The 15888-nt window shown below is 68.7% G+C and carries 18 protein-coding genes and 1 pseudogene; 10 read left to right on the forward strand and 9 right to left on the reverse strand.

What is annotated here, in order from left to right; all coding sequences use genetic code 11:
• Positions 1–2: 2 nt before the first annotated feature.
• Together CSEG_RS20670 and CSEG_RS20675 are read left to right on the forward strand one after the other, a co-directional pair.
• On the forward strand, positions 3–905 hold the full coding sequence (locus CSEG_RS20670; protein ID WP_013081174.1) for an alpha/beta fold hydrolase: 903 nt from the start codon (positions 3–5) through the stop codon (positions 903–905).
• 78 nt (positions 906–983) lie between these two features.
• Complete coding sequence (locus tag CSEG_RS20675) at positions 984–2186, forward strand: threonine ammonia-lyase (protein ID WP_013081175.1); 1203 nt, start codon at positions 984–986, stop codon at positions 2184–2186.
• Between the two features lie 13 nt (positions 2187–2199).
• Here CSEG_RS20675 and CSEG_RS20680 read toward each other — a convergent pair whose 3' ends face one another.
• A complete protein-coding gene (locus CSEG_RS20680; protein ID WP_013081176.1) occupies positions 2200–2697 on the reverse strand; it encodes an FKBP-type peptidyl-prolyl cis-trans isomerase in 498 nt (165 codons plus the stop codon).
• A gap of 151 nt (positions 2698–2848) precedes the next feature.
• On the opposite strand from CSEG_RS20680, the gene CSEG_RS20685 reads away from it, so the two are divergent.
• Together CSEG_RS20685 and CSEG_RS23495 are read left to right on the forward strand one after the other, a co-directional pair.
• Positions 2849–3724 carry a UTP--glucose-1-phosphate uridylyltransferase gene (locus tag CSEG_RS20685; protein WP_013081177.1) on the forward strand — a complete coding sequence of 292 codons (876 nt, stop codon included), beginning with the start codon at positions 2849–2851 and terminating at the stop codon, positions 3722–3724.
• Positions 3725–3736: 12 nt separating this feature from the next.
• Positions 3737–3841: pseudogene (locus tag CSEG_RS23495) on the forward strand (hypothetical protein); the annotation flags it as partial.
• Here CSEG_RS23495 and queG read toward each other — a convergent pair.
• From queG to CSEG_RS20710, 5 genes are all read right to left on the reverse strand, one after another.
• On the reverse strand, positions 3808–4956 hold the full coding sequence (gene queG, locus CSEG_RS20690) for a tRNA epoxyqueuosine(34) reductase QueG (protein WP_013081178.1): 1149 nt from the start codon (positions 4954–4956) through the stop codon (positions 3808–3810). The pseudogene CSEG_RS23495 and the gene queG overlap by 34 nt on opposite strands.
• Positions 4937–5623 (reverse strand): FtsZ-binding protein FzlA, encoded by a 687-nt coding sequence (fzlA, locus tag CSEG_RS20695; RefSeq protein ID WP_013081179.1) that lies wholly within the window; start codon positions 5621–5623, stop codon positions 4937–4939. The genes queG and fzlA overlap by 20 nt, the downstream gene beginning before the upstream one ends.
• 116 nt (positions 5624–5739) lie before the next feature.
• Positions 5740–7191 carry a D-glycero-beta-D-manno-heptose-7-phosphate kinase gene (rfaE1, locus tag CSEG_RS20700; protein ID WP_013081180.1) on the reverse strand — a complete coding sequence of 484 codons (1452 nt, stop codon included), beginning with the start codon at positions 7189–7191 and terminating at the stop codon, positions 5740–5742.
• 31 nt (positions 7192–7222) lie between these two features.
• A complete protein-coding gene (locus tag CSEG_RS20705) occupies positions 7223–8152 on the reverse strand; it encodes a cation diffusion facilitator family transporter (RefSeq protein ID WP_013081181.1) in 930 nt (309 codons plus the stop codon).
• A 56-nt stretch (positions 8153–8208) separates the two neighbouring features.
• The gene (locus CSEG_RS20710; RefSeq protein ID WP_013081182.1) at positions 8209–9294 is read right to left on the reverse strand and encodes a citrate synthase/methylcitrate synthase; all 1086 of its coding nucleotides are present in this window, start codon (positions 9292–9294) and stop codon (positions 8209–8211) included.
• A 74-nt stretch (positions 9295–9368) separates the two neighbouring features.
• Between CSEG_RS20710 and CSEG_RS20715 the strand changes: the two genes are divergently transcribed.
• A complete protein-coding gene (locus CSEG_RS20715) occupies positions 9369–10541 on the forward strand; it encodes a citrate synthase family protein (RefSeq protein WP_013081183.1) in 1173 nt (390 codons plus the stop codon).
• Here CSEG_RS20715 and CSEG_RS20720 read toward each other — a convergent pair.
• Complete coding sequence (locus CSEG_RS20720) at positions 10517–11545, reverse strand: ligase-associated DNA damage response exonuclease (protein ID WP_083778434.1); 1029 nt, start codon at positions 11543–11545, stop codon at positions 10517–10519. The genes CSEG_RS20715 and CSEG_RS20720 overlap by 25 nt on opposite strands.
• Positions 11546–11585: 40 nt before the next feature.
• Here CSEG_RS20720 and CSEG_RS20725 point away from each other — a divergent pair, with 40 nt between their 5' ends.
• From CSEG_RS20725 to CSEG_RS20735, 4 genes are all read left to right on the forward strand, one after another.
• Positions 11586–12086, forward strand: coding sequence for a PaaI family thioesterase (locus tag CSEG_RS20725; protein ID WP_013081185.1), 501 nt, complete (start codon positions 11586–11588; stop codon positions 12084–12086).
• On the forward strand, positions 12083–12508 hold the full coding sequence (locus CSEG_RS20730; protein ID WP_013081186.1) for a PaaI family thioesterase: 426 nt from the start codon (positions 12083–12085) through the stop codon (positions 12506–12508). The genes CSEG_RS20725 and CSEG_RS20730 overlap by 4 nt, the downstream gene beginning before the upstream one ends.
• On the forward strand, positions 12505–12675 hold the full coding sequence (locus CSEG_RS22165; RefSeq protein WP_013081187.1) for a DUF2256 domain-containing protein: 171 nt from the start codon (positions 12505–12507) through the stop codon (positions 12673–12675). The genes CSEG_RS20730 and CSEG_RS22165 overlap by 4 nt, the downstream gene beginning before the upstream one ends.
• Before the next feature lie 133 nt (positions 12676–12808).
• Positions 12809–12907: a hypothetical protein gene (locus CSEG_RS20735; protein ID WP_013081188.1), complete on the forward strand. Its 99-nt coding sequence runs from the start codon at positions 12809–12811 to the stop codon at positions 12905–12907.
• Positions 12908–12991: 84 nt separating this feature from the next.
• Here CSEG_RS20735 and CSEG_RS20740 read toward each other — a convergent pair whose 3' ends face one another.
• On the reverse strand, positions 12992–13906 hold the full coding sequence (locus CSEG_RS20740; protein WP_013081189.1) for a histone deacetylase family protein: 915 nt from the start codon (positions 13904–13906) through the stop codon (positions 12992–12994).
• A gap of 81 nt (positions 13907–13987) precedes the next feature.
• Here CSEG_RS20740 and CSEG_RS20745 point away from each other — a divergent pair, with 81 nt between their 5' ends.
• On the forward strand, positions 13988–14842 hold the full coding sequence (locus tag CSEG_RS20745) for an acyl-CoA thioesterase (RefSeq protein ID WP_013081190.1): 855 nt from the start codon (positions 13988–13990) through the stop codon (positions 14840–14842).
• A 1-nt stretch (position 14843) separates the two neighbouring features.
• Here CSEG_RS20745 and CSEG_RS21730 read toward each other — a convergent pair whose 3' ends face one another.
• Positions 14844–15884: a S41 family peptidase gene (locus tag CSEG_RS21730; protein WP_013081191.1), complete on the reverse strand. Its 1041-nt coding sequence runs from the start codon at positions 15882–15884 to the stop codon at positions 14844–14846.
• Between the last annotated feature and the right edge of the window lie 4 nt (positions 15885–15888).

Below are 15888 nucleotides of genomic sequence, written 5' to 3' on the forward strand. Positions count from 1 at the left end.
AGATGCAGGATTTCACCGACTTCTTCTGGACCTCGCCCGAGGGTCTGCCGCTGCACGCCCGAGACTATGCGCCTCGCGAAAAGGCCCAGAAGCTTCCGGTGATCTGCATCCACGGCCTCACGCGCAACGCCCGCGATTTCGAGGACCTGGCCCCGCGCCTCGCCGCAGAGGGGCGGCGCGTGCTGGCCGTCGACGTGCGCGGTCGCGGCCTCTCGGCCCGCGATCCCAACCCGATGAACTATCATCCAGGAACCTATGCGGCCGATATCCTGGCCCTGCTCGAGGCGGCGAAGATCGAGAAGGCGGTGTTCATCGGCACCAGCATGGGCGGGCTGATCACCATGGTGCTCACGTCGATCATGCCCGAGGCGATCGCCGCGGCGGTGCTGAATGACGTGGGCCCCGAGTTGTCGCCCATCGGCCTGGCCCGCATCGCCGGCTATGCGGGTCTGGCGAGCCGGTTCGAGACCTGGGACGAGGCCGTCGCCTACGCCAGGGCGATCAACGAGGCCGCTTTCCCTGGCTACGGCCCCGATGACTGGGACGTCTTCGCCCGCCGGCTGTTCGACGAGAAGGACGGCGCTTTCGTTCTCGCCTACGATCCCGACATCTCCGCGCCGATCAAGGCGGCCGCGGAGGCCGCGGCCAAGACCCAGGCCGAAGGTGGCCAGGCGCTGGCCCCGCCGGACATGTACCCCCTGTTCCGGGCTCTGGCGAAGGACCGTCCGCTGCTGTTGGTGCGAGGCGGAATTTCGGACCTGATCGACCCCGCCATCGCCGAGCGCATGCGCGCCGCCGCGCCCCACATGGCCTATGCGGAGGTCCCCGGCGTCGGCCACGCGCCGATGCTGACCGAGCCGGAAGCCTGGGCGGCGATAGAAAAGCTCCTCGAAACGGCGTCCTAAAGGGGTGGGCCCGGATGGCTTGGCCGTGTTAGAGCCCCCGCCACGGCCCGTTCTTCGCCGCGACAGAGTGCTGACCCGATGACCCTCGACCTTGCCGCCATCCAAGCCGCCGCCGGCCGCCTGAAGGGCCAGATCGAGCGTACGCCCTGCCGTCACTCCAAGACCCTCTCGAAGATCACCGGCGCCGAGGTGTGGGTGAAGTTCGAGAACCTGCAATTCACCGCCGCCTACAAGGAGCGCGGCGCGCTGAACAAGCTGATGCTGCTGTCGGAGGCCGAAAAGGCCCAGGGCGTCATCGCCGCCAGCGCCGGCAACCATGCGCAGGGCCTCGCCTATCACGGCGCACGCCTGGGCGTTCCCGTCACCATCGTCATGCCCAAGACCACGCCCTTCGTGAAGGTGCAGCACACCCGCGACTTCGGCGCGACCGTGGTCATCGAGGGCGAGACCTATGACGACGCCAACGCCCACGCCCGCAAACTTTGCGCGGAACAAGGCCTGACCTTCGTCCATCCGTTCGACGACTACGACATCATGGCTGGCCAAGGCACGATCGCCCTGGAAATGCTGGAAGACGCGCCGGACCTGGAGATCCTGCCGGTGCCCATCGGCGGCGGCGGCCTCATCAGCGGCGTGGCGACGGCGGCCAAGGCGCTCAAGCCCGACATCCGGATCATCGGCTGCGAGCCCGCCATGTATCCGTCTTTCACCGCCCGGATGCGCGGCGTGGCGGCTCACTGCGGCGGCCAGACCATCGCCGAGGGCGTGGCGGTCAAGCAGGTCGGCGACCTGACCTACGGTGTCGTGCGTCCGCTGATCGACGACGTGTTGCTGTTGGAAGAGCCGCACCTGGAGCAGGCCGTCTCTCTGTACTGCAACGTCGAGAAGACGATCGCGGAAGGCGCCGGCGCGGCCTCGCTGGCCGCCCTGCTGGCCTATCCGGAGCGCTTCCGGGGCAAGAAGTGCGGCCTGATCCTGTGCGGCGGCAATATCGACACCCGCCTCCTGGCCTCGGTGCTGACCCGCGAGCTGGTGCGCGCCCAGCGCCTGGCCTCCCTGCGGATCATCGGCGACGACCGCCCGGGCCTGCTGTCGACCGTGGCCAGCGTGATCGGCGCGATGGGCGCCAACATCATCGAGGTGAACCACAACCGCCTGGCGTTGGACGTCCCGGCCAAGGGTGCGGAGTTCGACATCACGATCGAAACCCGCGACGCCCAGCACACCCAGGAGGTGATGGACGCTCTGCGCGAGAGCGGCTACCCGCCCCGCGCCGTCTAGGGCCGTCTAGAACCTATTCCTTGGGCTTGCCCGGACCGATCCGGTTCACGTCCAGCAGCTCGATCCGGAAGATCATCACGCTGTTGCCGGGGATCGGGCCCTTATCCTGCGCGCCATACCCCAGCGCCGGCGGCACGTAGAGAACCCATTCGTCGCCCGCCTTCATGCGCTGGAGGGCGATGACCCAAGCCGGCACCAGACCGTCCAACGGAAACACCGCCGGCACGCCGCGCTCGTAGCTGCTGTCGAACACCGTGCCGTCCAACAGCTTGCCTTCGTAGTGGACCTTCACCTCGTCGGCGGTCGTGGGATGCATGCCGCCCGGCGGCCCCTCGCGCACCACCTTGTACTGCAGCCCCTGGGGCAGCGTGACGACGCCAGGCTCCTTGGCGTTCTTGGCCATGAAGGCGTCGGCGGCGGCGAGGTTCTCCTGCGCCTGCTTGCTGGGCCCGCAGGCGGCAAGCGTCAGGCTGGCGGCGGCGAAGGTAAGAAGCAGGGAACGACGGAGCATGGAGACCCTCAGGCGAAGCTGGCCATCCAGCTAGCATGGACAGCGCGGTATTCCACCTCCAACCCGATATGCCAACGATTTCACGGAACAGTGGTGGCTTTCCGTCGCCCTCTTTCCTAGAAACGGCGTCCCAACACTAGACGAGCCGCTCATGAAACCCGTTCGTAAAGCCGTCCTTCCCGTCGCTGGCCTGGGCACCCGCGTTCTTCCCGGCACCAAGACCACGCCGAAGGAGCTTCTGAACGTCGTCGACCGGCCGATCCTCTCCTACATCGTCGAGGAAGGCCGCAAGGCCGGCATCGAGCACTTCGTCTTCGTCACCGGCCGCTCGAAGGGCGCGATCGAGGACTATTTCGACCACCAGGTCGAGCTCGAAGCCCAGCTCGAGGCCAAGGGCAAGACCGACATCCTCAACCAGCTGCGCGCCGAACTGCCCAAGCCGGGCGAGATGAGCTTCGTGCGCCAAATGGCCCCGCTGGGCCTGGGCCACGCCGTCTGGTGCGCCCGTGACATCATCGGCGACGAGCCGTTCGCCGTCATGCTGCCCGACGTCATTGTTGACGCCGAGCCGTCGGCGCTGAACCAGCTGATCGAGGTCTACAACAAGGTCGGCGGCGGTAACGTCGTCGGCGTCGAGGAAGTCCCCGCCAGCGAGACCCACAAGTACGGCATCGTCGCGCCGGGCAAGGTCGACGGCCGTGTCGCCACCATGACCGGAATGGTCGAGAAGCCTCCGCAAGGCACGGCCCCCTCGAACTGGTCGATCGCCGGCCGTTACATCCTGCAGCCCGAGATCTTCGGCCTGCTGGCGAGCCAGGAGAAGGGCGCGGGCAACGAGATCCAGCTGACGGACTCGATGGCCAAGCTGATGCAGCAGCAAGCCTTCCACGCCTATGTCTATGACGGCGTCACCCACGACTGCGGCGACAAGATCGGCCTGCTGCGCGCCAATGTCGCCCTGGCCCTGAAGCGTCCGGATCTCGGCGCGGCCGCGCGCTCGGCGATCGAGGCGGCCCTGAAGGCCTAGAATAAATCCTCCCCCCAGCGCGGGAGGCGGCCGAAGGCCGGAGGGGGAAGTCCGGGCTATCCAGCTTCTTCCCCCTCCGTCGCCTACGGCGACACCTCCCCCGCTAGGGGGAGGATTGCCCATTCGGCCAGAACCTCCGGGTCGACCTCGGCGTTTCGTAGCGCCGCCGCCGCGTCTCCCAAGAGCCGGCGCGCGGCCCAGACCGCCGCCCCGCGCACCACGGGCGCCGGGTCCGTGAGCAAAGGCTCGACCACCGCCACCAGGCTGGTGTCGCCGCTGTTGCCGATCGCGTAGAGTACGTTGCGCACGAACCGGTCGCGGCCGATCCGCTTGATCGGGTTTTTCGAGAACAGCGCCCGGAATTCGGCGTCGTCCAATCGGGCAAGTTCGGCCAGGGACGGCTGCCTCAAAGCTTCTCGCGCCTGCAGCTTCGCCTCGCTCGATAGCGACGCGAACTTATTCCACGGGCAGACCGCCAGGCAGTCGTCGCAGCCGTAAATCCGGTTGCCGAGAGCCGGCCTGAACTCGGCTGGAATCGGACCCGAAAGCTCGATCGTCAGGTACGAGATGCACCGCCGCGCATCCAGTTGGCGCGGCGCCGGGAAGGCGTTGGTCGGACAGATGTCGAGGCACGCGCTGCACCGGCCGCAGTGGTCGGTCTCTGGCGGGTCCGGCGGCAGATTCAAGGTGGTCAGCACACTGCCCAGGAACAGCCAGGAGCCGAACTCCCGGGAGACGAGGTTGGTGTGCTTGCCTTGCCAGCCGAGCCCCGCCCGTTGGGCCAGCGGCTTTTCCATCAGCGGCGCGGTGTCGACGAAGACCTTTACGTCCTGGCCGAACCGGCGGTGCATCCAGCCGGCCAGCACTTTCAGCCGCTTCTTGATGACGTCGTGATAGTCGTCGCCCTGGGCATAGACCGAGATCGCGGCCCGATCGGTTTGGGCTAGCTGCTCCAGCGGGTCGATGTCGGGACCGTAGTTGACGCCCAGCACCACGGCCGACTTCGCCTCGGTCCACATGGCGGTCGGATGCGAACGCCGCTCGAGCGTCTCCTCCATCCAGCCCATGGCGCCGTGGCGGTCCGCCTCGACGAATTCACGCAGCCATTCGCCGTTCGGCCAGGCGGCCGCCGCGTCGGCGAAGCCGCAGGTCGAGAACCCCAGCGCGAGGGCCTCGGCGCGGATCTCGTCCTTGATCGCGTCTGGAGAAAGCTCAGAAGTCGAGGTCGTCATAGTGCGCGGCCGGCGCGAGGCCGGGCCAGCGATCGGCCAGGATGGGCCGGAAGGCCGGCCTCGACTTGAGCTTCATGTACCAGGTCTTAGCCGCCTGGAAGTCCTTCCAAGGCACATCGCCGAAATAGTCGATCACCGAAAGGTGCGCAGCGGCGGCGAAGTCGGCCAGGCTCATCCGTCGACCGGCCAGCCAGTCGCGGGTCTGCAGCAGGCTCTCGATGTAGCCGAGGTGCATGCGCAGCGCCTCGCGACCTTGGCGCAGGGCGGCCAGGTCCGGCGCGCCCATGCGCAGCAGCCGCTTCTCCATCTTCTCGTGCAGGAGGAAGCCGTTGACCTCGTTGTCGAACTTGCGGTCGAACCACTGCAGCAGCCGGCGCGCCTCGGCCCGCTCGGCCGGGTCGCGGCCCAGCAGCGGCGGCTCCGGTTCGGTCTCCTCGATGTGTTCCAGGATCGCGCGGGTCTCGCAGGCGGTCACGGTGCGCTGGTTGCGTGTCTCGACCAGCACCGGCGGCAGGCCCGACGGATTGAGCGCCGAGAACTCGGGCGGCATCTCCCAGTAACGGACCTGGACCTCGACGAACGGCAGCCGCTTCTCGCCCAACGCCAGGCGCACCTGTCGCGAGGCGGGATCGAGGGGGAAATGATGAAGGGTGCGTTCGACGCTCATGCCCAGGTGCGCTCAGGCTGCATCGAAAGAGCGATGCGCCGTTTTGCTTAACAAGAGATTGCTGAACCGCGATTACTCAGGAAAACCAGGCTTTTGCGCGGCGGTTTCGATCAGGCCTATGTGTTCATGCGTCCGATCAGGGCCGTGGTGCTCTGACCCTGCTTGAGCTCGGCCAGCACGACCTTGCCGCCGTAGCCCAGCACGATGTCCGAGCCGACCACCGTCTCGACGGTGTAATCCGCGCCCTTGACCAACACGTCCGGCTTGAACGCCTTGATCAGCGTCAGAGGGGTGTCCTCATCGAACAGCACGACGAGGTCGACCGACGACAGCGAGGCCAGCACCGTCGCACGACCCTGCTCCTTCTGCACCGGGCGGGTCGGCCCCTTCAGCTTGGAGACGGAGGCGTCGGTGTTGAGGCCGACGATCAGACGATCGCAAGCGGCCTTGGCCTGCGACAGCAGCGAGACGTGACCCGGATGCAGCAGGTCGAAGCAACCGTTGGTGAAGCCGACCTTCAGTCCCCGCGCGCGCCAGCCCTCAACGATGTCCCGCGCCTGGGCGAGGTCGGCGATCTTGATCTCGCCCGGCTCGCCCTGCTGGGACCCCGCGCGGGCGGTCAGTTCGGCGGCGGTGACGACGTCGGTGCCCAGCTTGGCGACCACCAGGCCGCCGGCCAGGTTGGCCAGATGCGCGGCCTCGACGAGGCTGGCGCCCGCCGCCACGGCCAGGGCCAGGGTGGCGGCCACGGTGTCGCCGGCGCCCGAGACGTCGAACACCTCCACGGCCGTCGCCGGCAGGTGCACGGGCGCTTCCCCTCGCACCGCGAGGGTCATGCCGGCCCCGCCGCGCGTGATCAGCGCGGCCTCCAGCGCGGGGGCCATGGCTAGGATCGCCGCGCCGGCCTCCTCCGAGGCCTCATCGCCGTTGTCGACGATCCCCGTGGCGTCGGCGGCTTCCTTGCGGTTGGGCTTGATCAGGGTCGCGCCGTCATAGCGGGCGAAGTCGCGGCTCTTCGGATCGATGATGACCGGCTTGCCGGCGGCGCGAGAGGCCGCGATCGCGTCCCGCACCACCGCGTCGGTCAGCACGCCCTTGGCGTAGTCGGACAACACCACCACGTCGGCGGTGGCAAGCCGGGCCTTGAAAGCCGTCAGCAGCGCCGCCCCGTCGCCCGGCGCGCGGTCCTCGCGGTCGACGCGCAGCATCTGGTGGGAGCCGGAGATGTAACGAACCTTCTCGGTCGTGCGACGGCCAGCATCCGCGATCAGCTCGGCCTCGAGGCCCGCCTCGGCGTCGATCATGTCCCGCAGGGCGGCGCCGGCGTCGTCCTGGCCGATCAGGCCGACCAGCACGGCCTTGGCGCCGAGGGCGGCGACATTACGGGCGACGTTGCCCGCGCCGCCCAACATCGCGGTTTCCTTCTCGACCGCGATCACCGGCACCGGCGCCTCGGGCGAGATGCGGTCGACCGCGCCATAGACGAAGCGATCCAGCATCACGTCGCCGAGGACCAGCACGGTCTTGCCGGCGAAGGCGCGGGGCAGATGGGCGAGGGTGTCGTTCATGCGGAGTTCCGTACCGCTCCGCCCCGAAAACTCAACCCTCGACGCTCTCGGCGAACACGCCGCCGTGCTTCTCGGCCAGGCCCCGCGGGTCGGGATGGATGATGATATCGGCCGACGGGAAGGCTTCCAGCAGACGGTTCTCGGCGGCGACCATGATCGTATGGGCCTCGGCCAGCGAGATGTCGGCGGCGAGGTCGGCGTGCATCTGCATATGGACGTAAGGTCCCGAGGCGCGGGTGCGCAGCTGGTGGACGCCCAGGATGCGCGGGTCGACGGTCGCCAGCTGGACGATCCGGGTCCGCTCCTCCTCCGGGAGCTCCTTGTCCATCAGCTGGCCCGAGGCCTCCCGGAACACCCCGATCGCGCCCCAGATGAGCCATAGCGCCACCAGAAGGCCGGCGGCCGCGTCCAGCCAGGGCAGACCCAACCAGGCCGCCGCGCCGACGCCGACCAAAGCGACCAGGTTCGAGGCGAGATCTGCCGCGTAGTGGGCCCGGTCGCCCGAGATGGCGATCGAGCCGCTGGCCTTCACGACGCGGGTCTGGGCGGTGATCAGGGCGAAGGTCAGGCCGATCGAGATCAGCATCACCACGACGCCGGCCAAGCCATGTTCGACGGGACGCGGGTGCAACAGAGCGTTGATGGCTTCCCGCCCGATCAGCGCGCCCGAGGCGAACACGAGGCCGCCCTGCATCAGGCTAGAGAAAGCCTCGGCCTTGCCGTGGCCAAAGCGGTGTTCGGCGTCCGGTGGCTCCGCCGCGTAGCGCACGGCGTAGACGGTGATCAGCGAGGCCACGAGATCGAGTGCGGAGTCCGACAGCGAAGCCAGGATCGCGACGGAGTCGCTGGCGACCCAGGCGATGGCCTTGATCACGATCAGGATCGCCGCGGTCGCCACCGAAAGGAGAGCGACCCGGCGGGTGGCGGCGCGGACTTCGGGCGAGTTGGCGGTCGGGGACATGGCCGCCTTTTAGCAAGGCGGCCCGCCCAGCCCCAGCGCGAACGACTCGCGACGCCTCAGGCGGCGATGCGCGGCTCCGGGCCGACATAGACCGACTGGGGCCGGATCAGGCGCCCGCCCGCCAGTTGCTCGCGGGCGTGGGCGATCCAGCCGGACACCCTGCCCATGGCGAACACGCAGGTGAAGCTCGACGGCGGCAACCCCAGCGCTTCCAGCAACAGCGCCGTGTAGAACTCGACATTGGTGTCCAGAGGGCGGTCGGGTTTGTGCTCGCGCAGGATCTCCAACGCCGCCTGCTCCACGGCTTCGGCGAAGGCCAGCCGGCCCGGCAAGGCGCTGGACGCCGAGGCGAGCTTGCGCACGGCGGTCTTCAGGGCGTCGGCCCGCGGATCGCGGACACGATAGATGCGGTGGCCGAACCCCATCAGCCGATCGCCGCGCGCCAAGGCCTTCTCCAGCCACGGCCGAGCGTTGGCGGGGGCGCCGATCGCGTCCAGCATCTCGATCACCGGTCCCGGCGCGCCGCCGTGCAATGGGCCCTTCAGCGCCGAAAGCCCGGCCAGCACCGCCGAGGTCAGGCCGGCGCGGGTCGAGGCGACGACGCGGGCGGCGAAGGTCGAGGCGTTCAAGCCGTGGTCGCAGACGGTGACCAGATAGGCGTCGAGCGCGGCGGCTTCCGCGTCGGACGCCGGCCCGGCGCGGGTCATGCGCAGGATGTCGGCGGCGTGCGACAGCGACGGGTCCGGCGCGATGGCGCTCTGACCTGCGGCGACACGCAGCACGGCCGGGGTGAAGACAGCGGGCGCGGCGATGAGCAGCAGCGCAGTCTGCAGGTCGTCACCGTCAGGCAGGCGGGCCAGTAGGGCGCGCATGGCCTCGACCGGATCGCGGCGCGCGAGACCTTCGTCCAGCGCAGCGACCTCGGCGAAGGCGCGAACTCGGGCCGCGCCGAGCGCCGGGGCCAGGTCGCTGGGCGCGTCTTCAAAGAAGCCGTCGAACAGCAGGTGGGCGGCGTCCTCGTAGCGCGTGCGCCCCGAGAGATCCTCGACGGGATAACCCCGGATCACCAGGCGGCCCCGGGCACCATCGACATCGGACAGGACAGTGCGGGCGGCTATGACGCCCTCAAGACCATCGGACATGTGCGGTCTCCTTTCGCCGCCACCGAGCGCCCGAGCGACTTGATCGTCAATCTTGATCAATATAATCAATCTATATGGCCGACTGGATGGACGCGGAGCAGGTTATGGAACGGCTGGGGATCCGGCCGCAGACGCTCTACGCCTATGTCAGCCGGGGACGGATCGAGGCGACCGCCCATCCGCAAGACCCCCGCCGCAGCCTCTATCGGGCCTCCGATGTCGCCGCCCTGGCCCAGAAGAAGGCCCGAGGCCGACGCGCCGCTGACGTCGCCGCCGAAGCCATCGCCTGGGGCGAGCCTGTCTTGCCCTCGGCGATCACCACCGTGGCGGGCGGAAAGCTCTGGTATCGCGGCCGCGACGCCGTCCAGCTCGCCGATCAGGGCCTGACGCTGGAGAATATCGCCCGCCTGCTGCGGCGCGGGCACGGTGTCGCCTTGAAGGCCGCGCGCCAGGCCGAATCGCTGGTTGGCGACACCGCCCGCCAGCGCCTGTTCCTCACCCTGGCGACGCGCGCCGGCCGCGAACCTCCGGCCCGAGGCCGCGCGCCGCTGGCCTTGGCCATGGAGGCGGCCGATCTCCTGGAAGCGATCGTCGATGCGGCGACCGGCCAGGCTGGAGATGGGCCAGCCCATGTCCGCTTCGCCGCGGCGTGGAGCCTAAACGCTGAAGGCGCGGACCTTGTCCGGCGCACCCTCGTGCTCCTGGCCGATCATGAGTTGAACGCCTCCACCTTCGCCGCGCGCGTGGCGGCCTCGACGGGGGCTTCATTGTCGGCGGCGTGCCTGGCCGGACTCTCGGCGCTCTCCGGGCCGCTGCACGGCGGCATGGCCGCGCGCGTGGAGGCCTTCGTCGAGGAGGCCGAGCGGCGCGATCCATTCCAGGCCGTGGCCGCTCGCTTATCGCAAGGCGCGTCCATGCCTGGCTTCGATCACCCGCTCTATCCGGAGGGAGACCCGCGCGCCGCCGCGCTGCTGGCCGCCTTCGATCCGCCGCCCCCGCTGGCCGAGCTGCGCGCGGCGACCGAGGCAGCCACCGGCCTCGCGCCCAATATCGACTTCGCCCTGGTCAGCCTGGCCCGCGCCTTGAAGCTGCCAGCCGACGCGCCCTTCATCCTGTTCGCGACCGCACGAAGCGCCGGCTGGACCGCCCACGCGATCGAGCAGTTGCAGAGCGGCCGCTTGATCCGCCCACGCGCGCGCTATATCGGCCCGTCGCCCGAAGGCTATTCGCCCTCCTCTTCGTCGTAGCCGACCAGCCGTAGCGCCCGCGCCGGCAGGCCCTCCAGCTCGCACCAGCGCTCCAGCGCCTCCTCGCGGCCGTGAGTTATCCAAACCTCACCGGGGCGGAGCTCCGCCAGCGTGCCCGTCAACTCGTCCCAGTCGGCGTGATCCGACAGGATCAGCGGCAGCTCGACGCCGCGCTGGCGAGCCCTCGCCCGCACCCGCATCCAGCCAGAGGCGAAGCAATCGACCGGGTCGGGGAAGCGGCGCGACCAGCGGTCAGCCACGGCGCTGGGCGGGGCGATGATGATCTGGCCGGCGAAGGCCTCCTTGGGGCCCGACGCGGTCGCCGGCGCGAGCGGACCCAGTTCGACGCCGTGCGCCTCGTAGAGGGCGTTCAGCCGCTCCAGGGCGCCGTGGACAAAGATGGTCTTGTCCCAGCCGCCCTCGCGCAGCAACCGGATAACCCGCTGGGCCTTGCCGAGCGCATAGGCGCCGACGATGTGGCAGCGCTCGGGAAACTGCTCGACCGAGGCCAGCAAGCCGCGGATCTCGCCGGCGTCGTCCGGGTGACGGAAGACCGGCAGGCCGAAGGTCGCCTCGGTGATGAAGACGTCGCAGGGCACGGGCTCGAACCGCGCGCAGGTCGGGTCGCGGCGGCGCTTGTAGTCGCCGGAGACCACCATGGTCAGGCCCTTCCAACGCACGACGGCCTGGGCTGAACCCAGGACGTGACCGGCCGGGACCAGGGTCACCTCGACTCCGTCCCGCGCATAGGTTTGGCCATACGCCACGGCCTCCCGCCGACCGGCGAAATCCTCGCCGTAGCGGACGGCCATGATCGCCAGCGTCTCGGGCGTGGCCACGACGACGCCGTGGCCCGCGCGGGCGTGATCGGCATGGCCATGGGTGATCACCGCCCGGTCCACGGGGCGGACCGGGTCGATGAAAAAGTCCCCCGGCGGGCAGTAGAGGCCTCCGGGCCGGGGACAGAGAAGATCTTCGGGCTTGATCACGGCTGGATATGACAACGCCTGAGGCGCTAAGCCTATCCCTGTTGAAGGAGACGGCATGAGCGACAACGAACAGAGCCGCCTGATCGCCACGGCGATGAACGAGGGGAGCCCGCAGGCCAGGGCCCTGGGCTTCTCCACGCTGGAAATCGGCGACGCTACGGCGTTGCTGAAGGTCCCTTATCGCCCCGAGATCGTCGGCGATCCGGAAACCGGCGTGATCGCCGGTGGCGTGGTGACCACGCTGCTGGACCACGCCAGCGGCCAGGCGGTGCATGCGGCGCTGGAGGCCTGGACCTCCATCGCCACCTTGGATCTGCGCATCGACTACATGCGGCCGGCCGAGCCCGGGCTCGACATCCTGGCGCGCGCCCACTGCTACAAGCTGACCCGTTCGGTCGCCTTCGTGCGCGCCGTGGCCTACGACCGCGATCCGGAAGATCCCGTGGCCACGGCCCAGGCCACCTTCATGCTCGACTCCAGCGCCGGCAAGAAGCCGGGCGCCAACCTCAAGCCCTCGCGCGCCAACCGCGCACAGACTGGGGGAGCCGACCAATGAGCGACGCCGACAGCCGCCTGGTCTCGATGCTGGAGTCCATTCCCTATGCTCGCTTCCTGGGCGTGCGCGCCGAGCTGGCCGGGGATGAGATGACGGCGATCCTCCCGTTCGCCCAGCACATCGTCGGCAATCCGATGCTGCCGGCCATCCACGGTGGCGTCCTGGGCGCCTTCATGGAGATGACGGCGCTGGCGCAGCTCTCGGTGGCCGCCCCGATGACGCGTCAGCCGCGCACCATCGACGTCTCGATCGAGTACCTGCGCTCGGGCCGCCCGCTGACCACCTACGCCCGCGCCAGCATCAAAAAGCTGGGCCGGCGCATCGCCAACGTCCATGTCGAGGCCTGGCAGGAGACCCGCTCGGCCCCGATCGCCACGCTGCGCGGCCTGTTCCTCGTCGCGCCGAGCGAAGAGGGCGCGTGAAACTCTCACGAAAGGGCGGAAAGGCGGTCGCCAAGGGCGATCTGCCGTCCAAACCTTGTGCGGCGTGCGGTCGGTCGTTCACTTGGCGAAAGAAGTGGGCCAGGGATTGGGAATCGGTGAAGTTTTGTTCTGACACGTGCAGATCACGTAAAATTACACCCCCGTAATGTGAATTGACTGCGATAACCTCCTTAAAATCGACGTAATGAAGCAAAGGTAACGTGCAGTAACCAAGGCCCGGGCCTATATCCCTGATCACCGGACGCCAACGGGGCGGCCGGAGAAAAAGGGATCAAGACCATGACCATGAAGACCACCGCCGTGTCCGGCCTCGCTTCGCTCGTTCTGGCGGTTCTGCCGCTCATCATCGTCGCCGGCTCGCTCGCCCAGAGCCTGTAGGTGATCGCCGCGTAGCCTCCGTCGGGCGCTCCTTAAAGCGAGCCCCCCGACGGAGATGGCGATCTAAGACAAACGACGAGAAGACTACCCAGAATACAAAGACTTGGCCGTCCGATGCAGGATGGCGTGGCGGGCCGCCAGACGATCGATATCCGCGTCGTAGCCGCCGCCGATGACCCCGACCAAGGGGATCTCAAGAGCAAGACAAGCGCCCAGGACATAGGCCTCCCGTCGCCCCAGACCCTCGTCGGTCAGCGACAGCCGGCCTAGCTTGTCGTCCGCGTGGGGATCGACCCCCGCATTGAAGAAGACGATGTCTGGCCGGACGCTGGAGAGCAGCGCCGGCAGGATCTCCGCCAGTTTCCCAAGATAATCCTCGTCGCCCATGCCGTCGGCCAGCTCGACATCGAGGTCGCTCGTCGCCTTGCGGTGCGGGAAGTTCTTCTCCGCGTGCATCGAGAACGTGAAGACGCTGGGATCGTCCTCGAAGATCCGCGCCGTGCCGTCGCCCTGGTGGACATCGAGGTCGACGACCAGCACCTGGCCGACCCGGCCTTCGGCCTGCAGCCGCCTGGCCGCCACCGCCACGTCGTTGAAGACGCAGAAGCCCGCCCCGCTCTCGGCCGAAGCATGATGGCTGCCGCCGGCGGTGTTGCAGGCGATCCCGCGTTCCAGGGCCAGGCGCGCCGCGAGCAGGGTGCCGCCGGTCGCGGCCCGAGCCCGCGTCGCCACGCTTTCGGTGTTGGGCAAGCCGATCCGCCGCACGACCTCGGGCGGCAAGGAGAGCTCGATCACGCCGCGGACATAGTCCTCATTATGAGCCAAACGCAGCGTCTCGACATCGACGGGTTCCGGCCGCGCGAAGCCGTCAGCCCCCGGAACGCCCTCGGCCTCCAGGACGGCGGCCAGACGCGAGAACTTGTCCATCGGAAAGCGATGCCCCGCCGGCATCTCGGCGCGGAAGGCGGGGTGGTGGACGATCGGCGGCGCGCTGGGCATGGCCTGACGATGGGCGCCGCGACCGCCTGACGCAAGGTGACGACTTGCGGCGGCGCACGGCTGCGCCTATCGCACTGCGCCATGCAGACGACCGAGACCCTCGCCGACATCCTCGACCTCGAACCGATCGAGGTGAACCTGTTCCGGGGCGTCAGCCCCAATGACGGCTTCCCGCGCATCTTCGGCGGCCTGGTCATCGCCCAGGCCCTGCTGGCGGCCTATCGCACAGTGCCGGACCGCGTCTGCCACTCGCTGCACGCCTATTTCATCCGCCCCGGCGACGTGAACGCGCCTGTCCTCTACGACGTCGAGCGGGCCCGCGACGGCGGCACCTTCACGACCCGCCGCGTCGCCGCCATCCAGCACGGCGAGCAGATCTTCAACCTGGCCTGCTCGTTCCAGACCCCCGAAGAGGGCTTCGAGCATCAGTCGGAGATGCCCGACGCGCCGGATCCCGAGACGCTGCCGACCGAGGTCGAGTTCCTGGAAAGCCTGGGCGACCAGATCCATCCGAAGATGCTGGCCCACGCCCGCAAGCCGCGTCCCGTCGACGTGCGCTGGGAGGATCCCCAGAACCCCGTCACGCCGGTCCAGAAGTCCGGCACCAAGAACGTCTGGATGCGCGCCAAGGCTCCGCTGGGCGACGACATCAAGATGCAGCAGGCGGCTCTGGCCTACGCGTCCGACATGGCCTTCATGGAAAGCGCCCTGCGCCCGCACGGCCTGATCTGGACGACGCCGGGCTTGCAGGGCGCGAGCCTGGACCACGCCATGTGGTTCCACCACCCGTTCAATTTCAACGACTGGACCCTGTTCGCCCAGGACAGCCCCAGCGCCTCGCAAGGCCGGGGCTTGGTGCGCGGCCAGATGTTCAGCCGCGACGGCAAGCTCCTGGCCTCCGTGGCCCAGGAGTGCCTGATGCGGGTGCGGAAGTAGCCTAGAGCGCCTGATCCGCCGCCAGCGCCGCCGCTGGGTTGGCGATGGCGTCGGCGCGCTCCTTCTCCGACCTCGGAGTCGAGACGAGCGGCTTGGCGGCGGCGAGGGCCCGGCGATAGGCCTCGGTCAGGGCGGCTTCGGTCTCGACATCGGGCTTCACGCCCACCCCCTCCCAGCCCTTGCCGGTCAGCGGATGCTCGGTCCAGCCATTTGGCACGAAAGCGACGAGGCCAAAGCCCAGTCCGGGCGTAGGCCGATTGGCCGGATTGCCGCCGCCGCGCGTCTTCGTCCCGATCAGCACGCCGCGCTTGTTGGCCTGGATGTCGTAGGCGAAGGCCTCGGCGGCCGAAAAGGTGCGATGGGCCGTCAGGACGAAGACCGGCTTGTCGGCGTAAAGCGGTCCCGAAGACGGGACTGTCGGCTGCCGCTGCTCGACCGTCTCGCCACCGTCCGGCGTACGCCAGTGGATCCGGGTCATGGCCAGCGGCGTCTTCGACAGGTGTCCGAGCAGGCGCTCGTCGGACGCCCCGCCGCCACCGGTATTCTCGCGAAGGTCGATGATAAGGGCGTCGGTGTGCTGCAGCAGACCCATGGCGGCGTCGATCAGGTCGGCGCCGGCTTGCGTCTGCTCGAAATAGCGTAGCTTCAGATAGCCGATGTTGGCCGGCAGCCGGCGCACCGCCATCAGGCCGTAGGCCAAGCGCTGGTCGATCAGGGCTTGGTCGGCGTCGCTGACACGGGCGACCTGAGCGCTGGCCGTGGCGACCGAAACCTTCAGGTGTTGGTCGCCCGAGGTCTCCAGGGTGATAGCGGTGAGCGCCTCAGCCAGGGCTTGCCGGTCGTGGATCTGGATCAAACGGGTGCGCTGGGACTTCAGCGCCGCGCGCACTTGCTGCGCCTTAGCGGGATAGGCGTAGTCGTTCATCTGGCCGACCAGTGCGTCGACCACCTGGCCAGCCTGCTTCGAGGTCAGTTCCTCTGCGGCGAAGGCCTGCGAAGTCAGGCACAGAGCCAAGGCGTTGGCGATCAACAGGCGGCGCATGCGG

Source organism: Caulobacter segnis ATCC 21756, assembly GCF_000092285.1.
GTDB classification, from domain to species: Bacteria; Pseudomonadota; Alphaproteobacteria; order Caulobacterales; family Caulobacteraceae; genus Caulobacter; species Caulobacter segnis.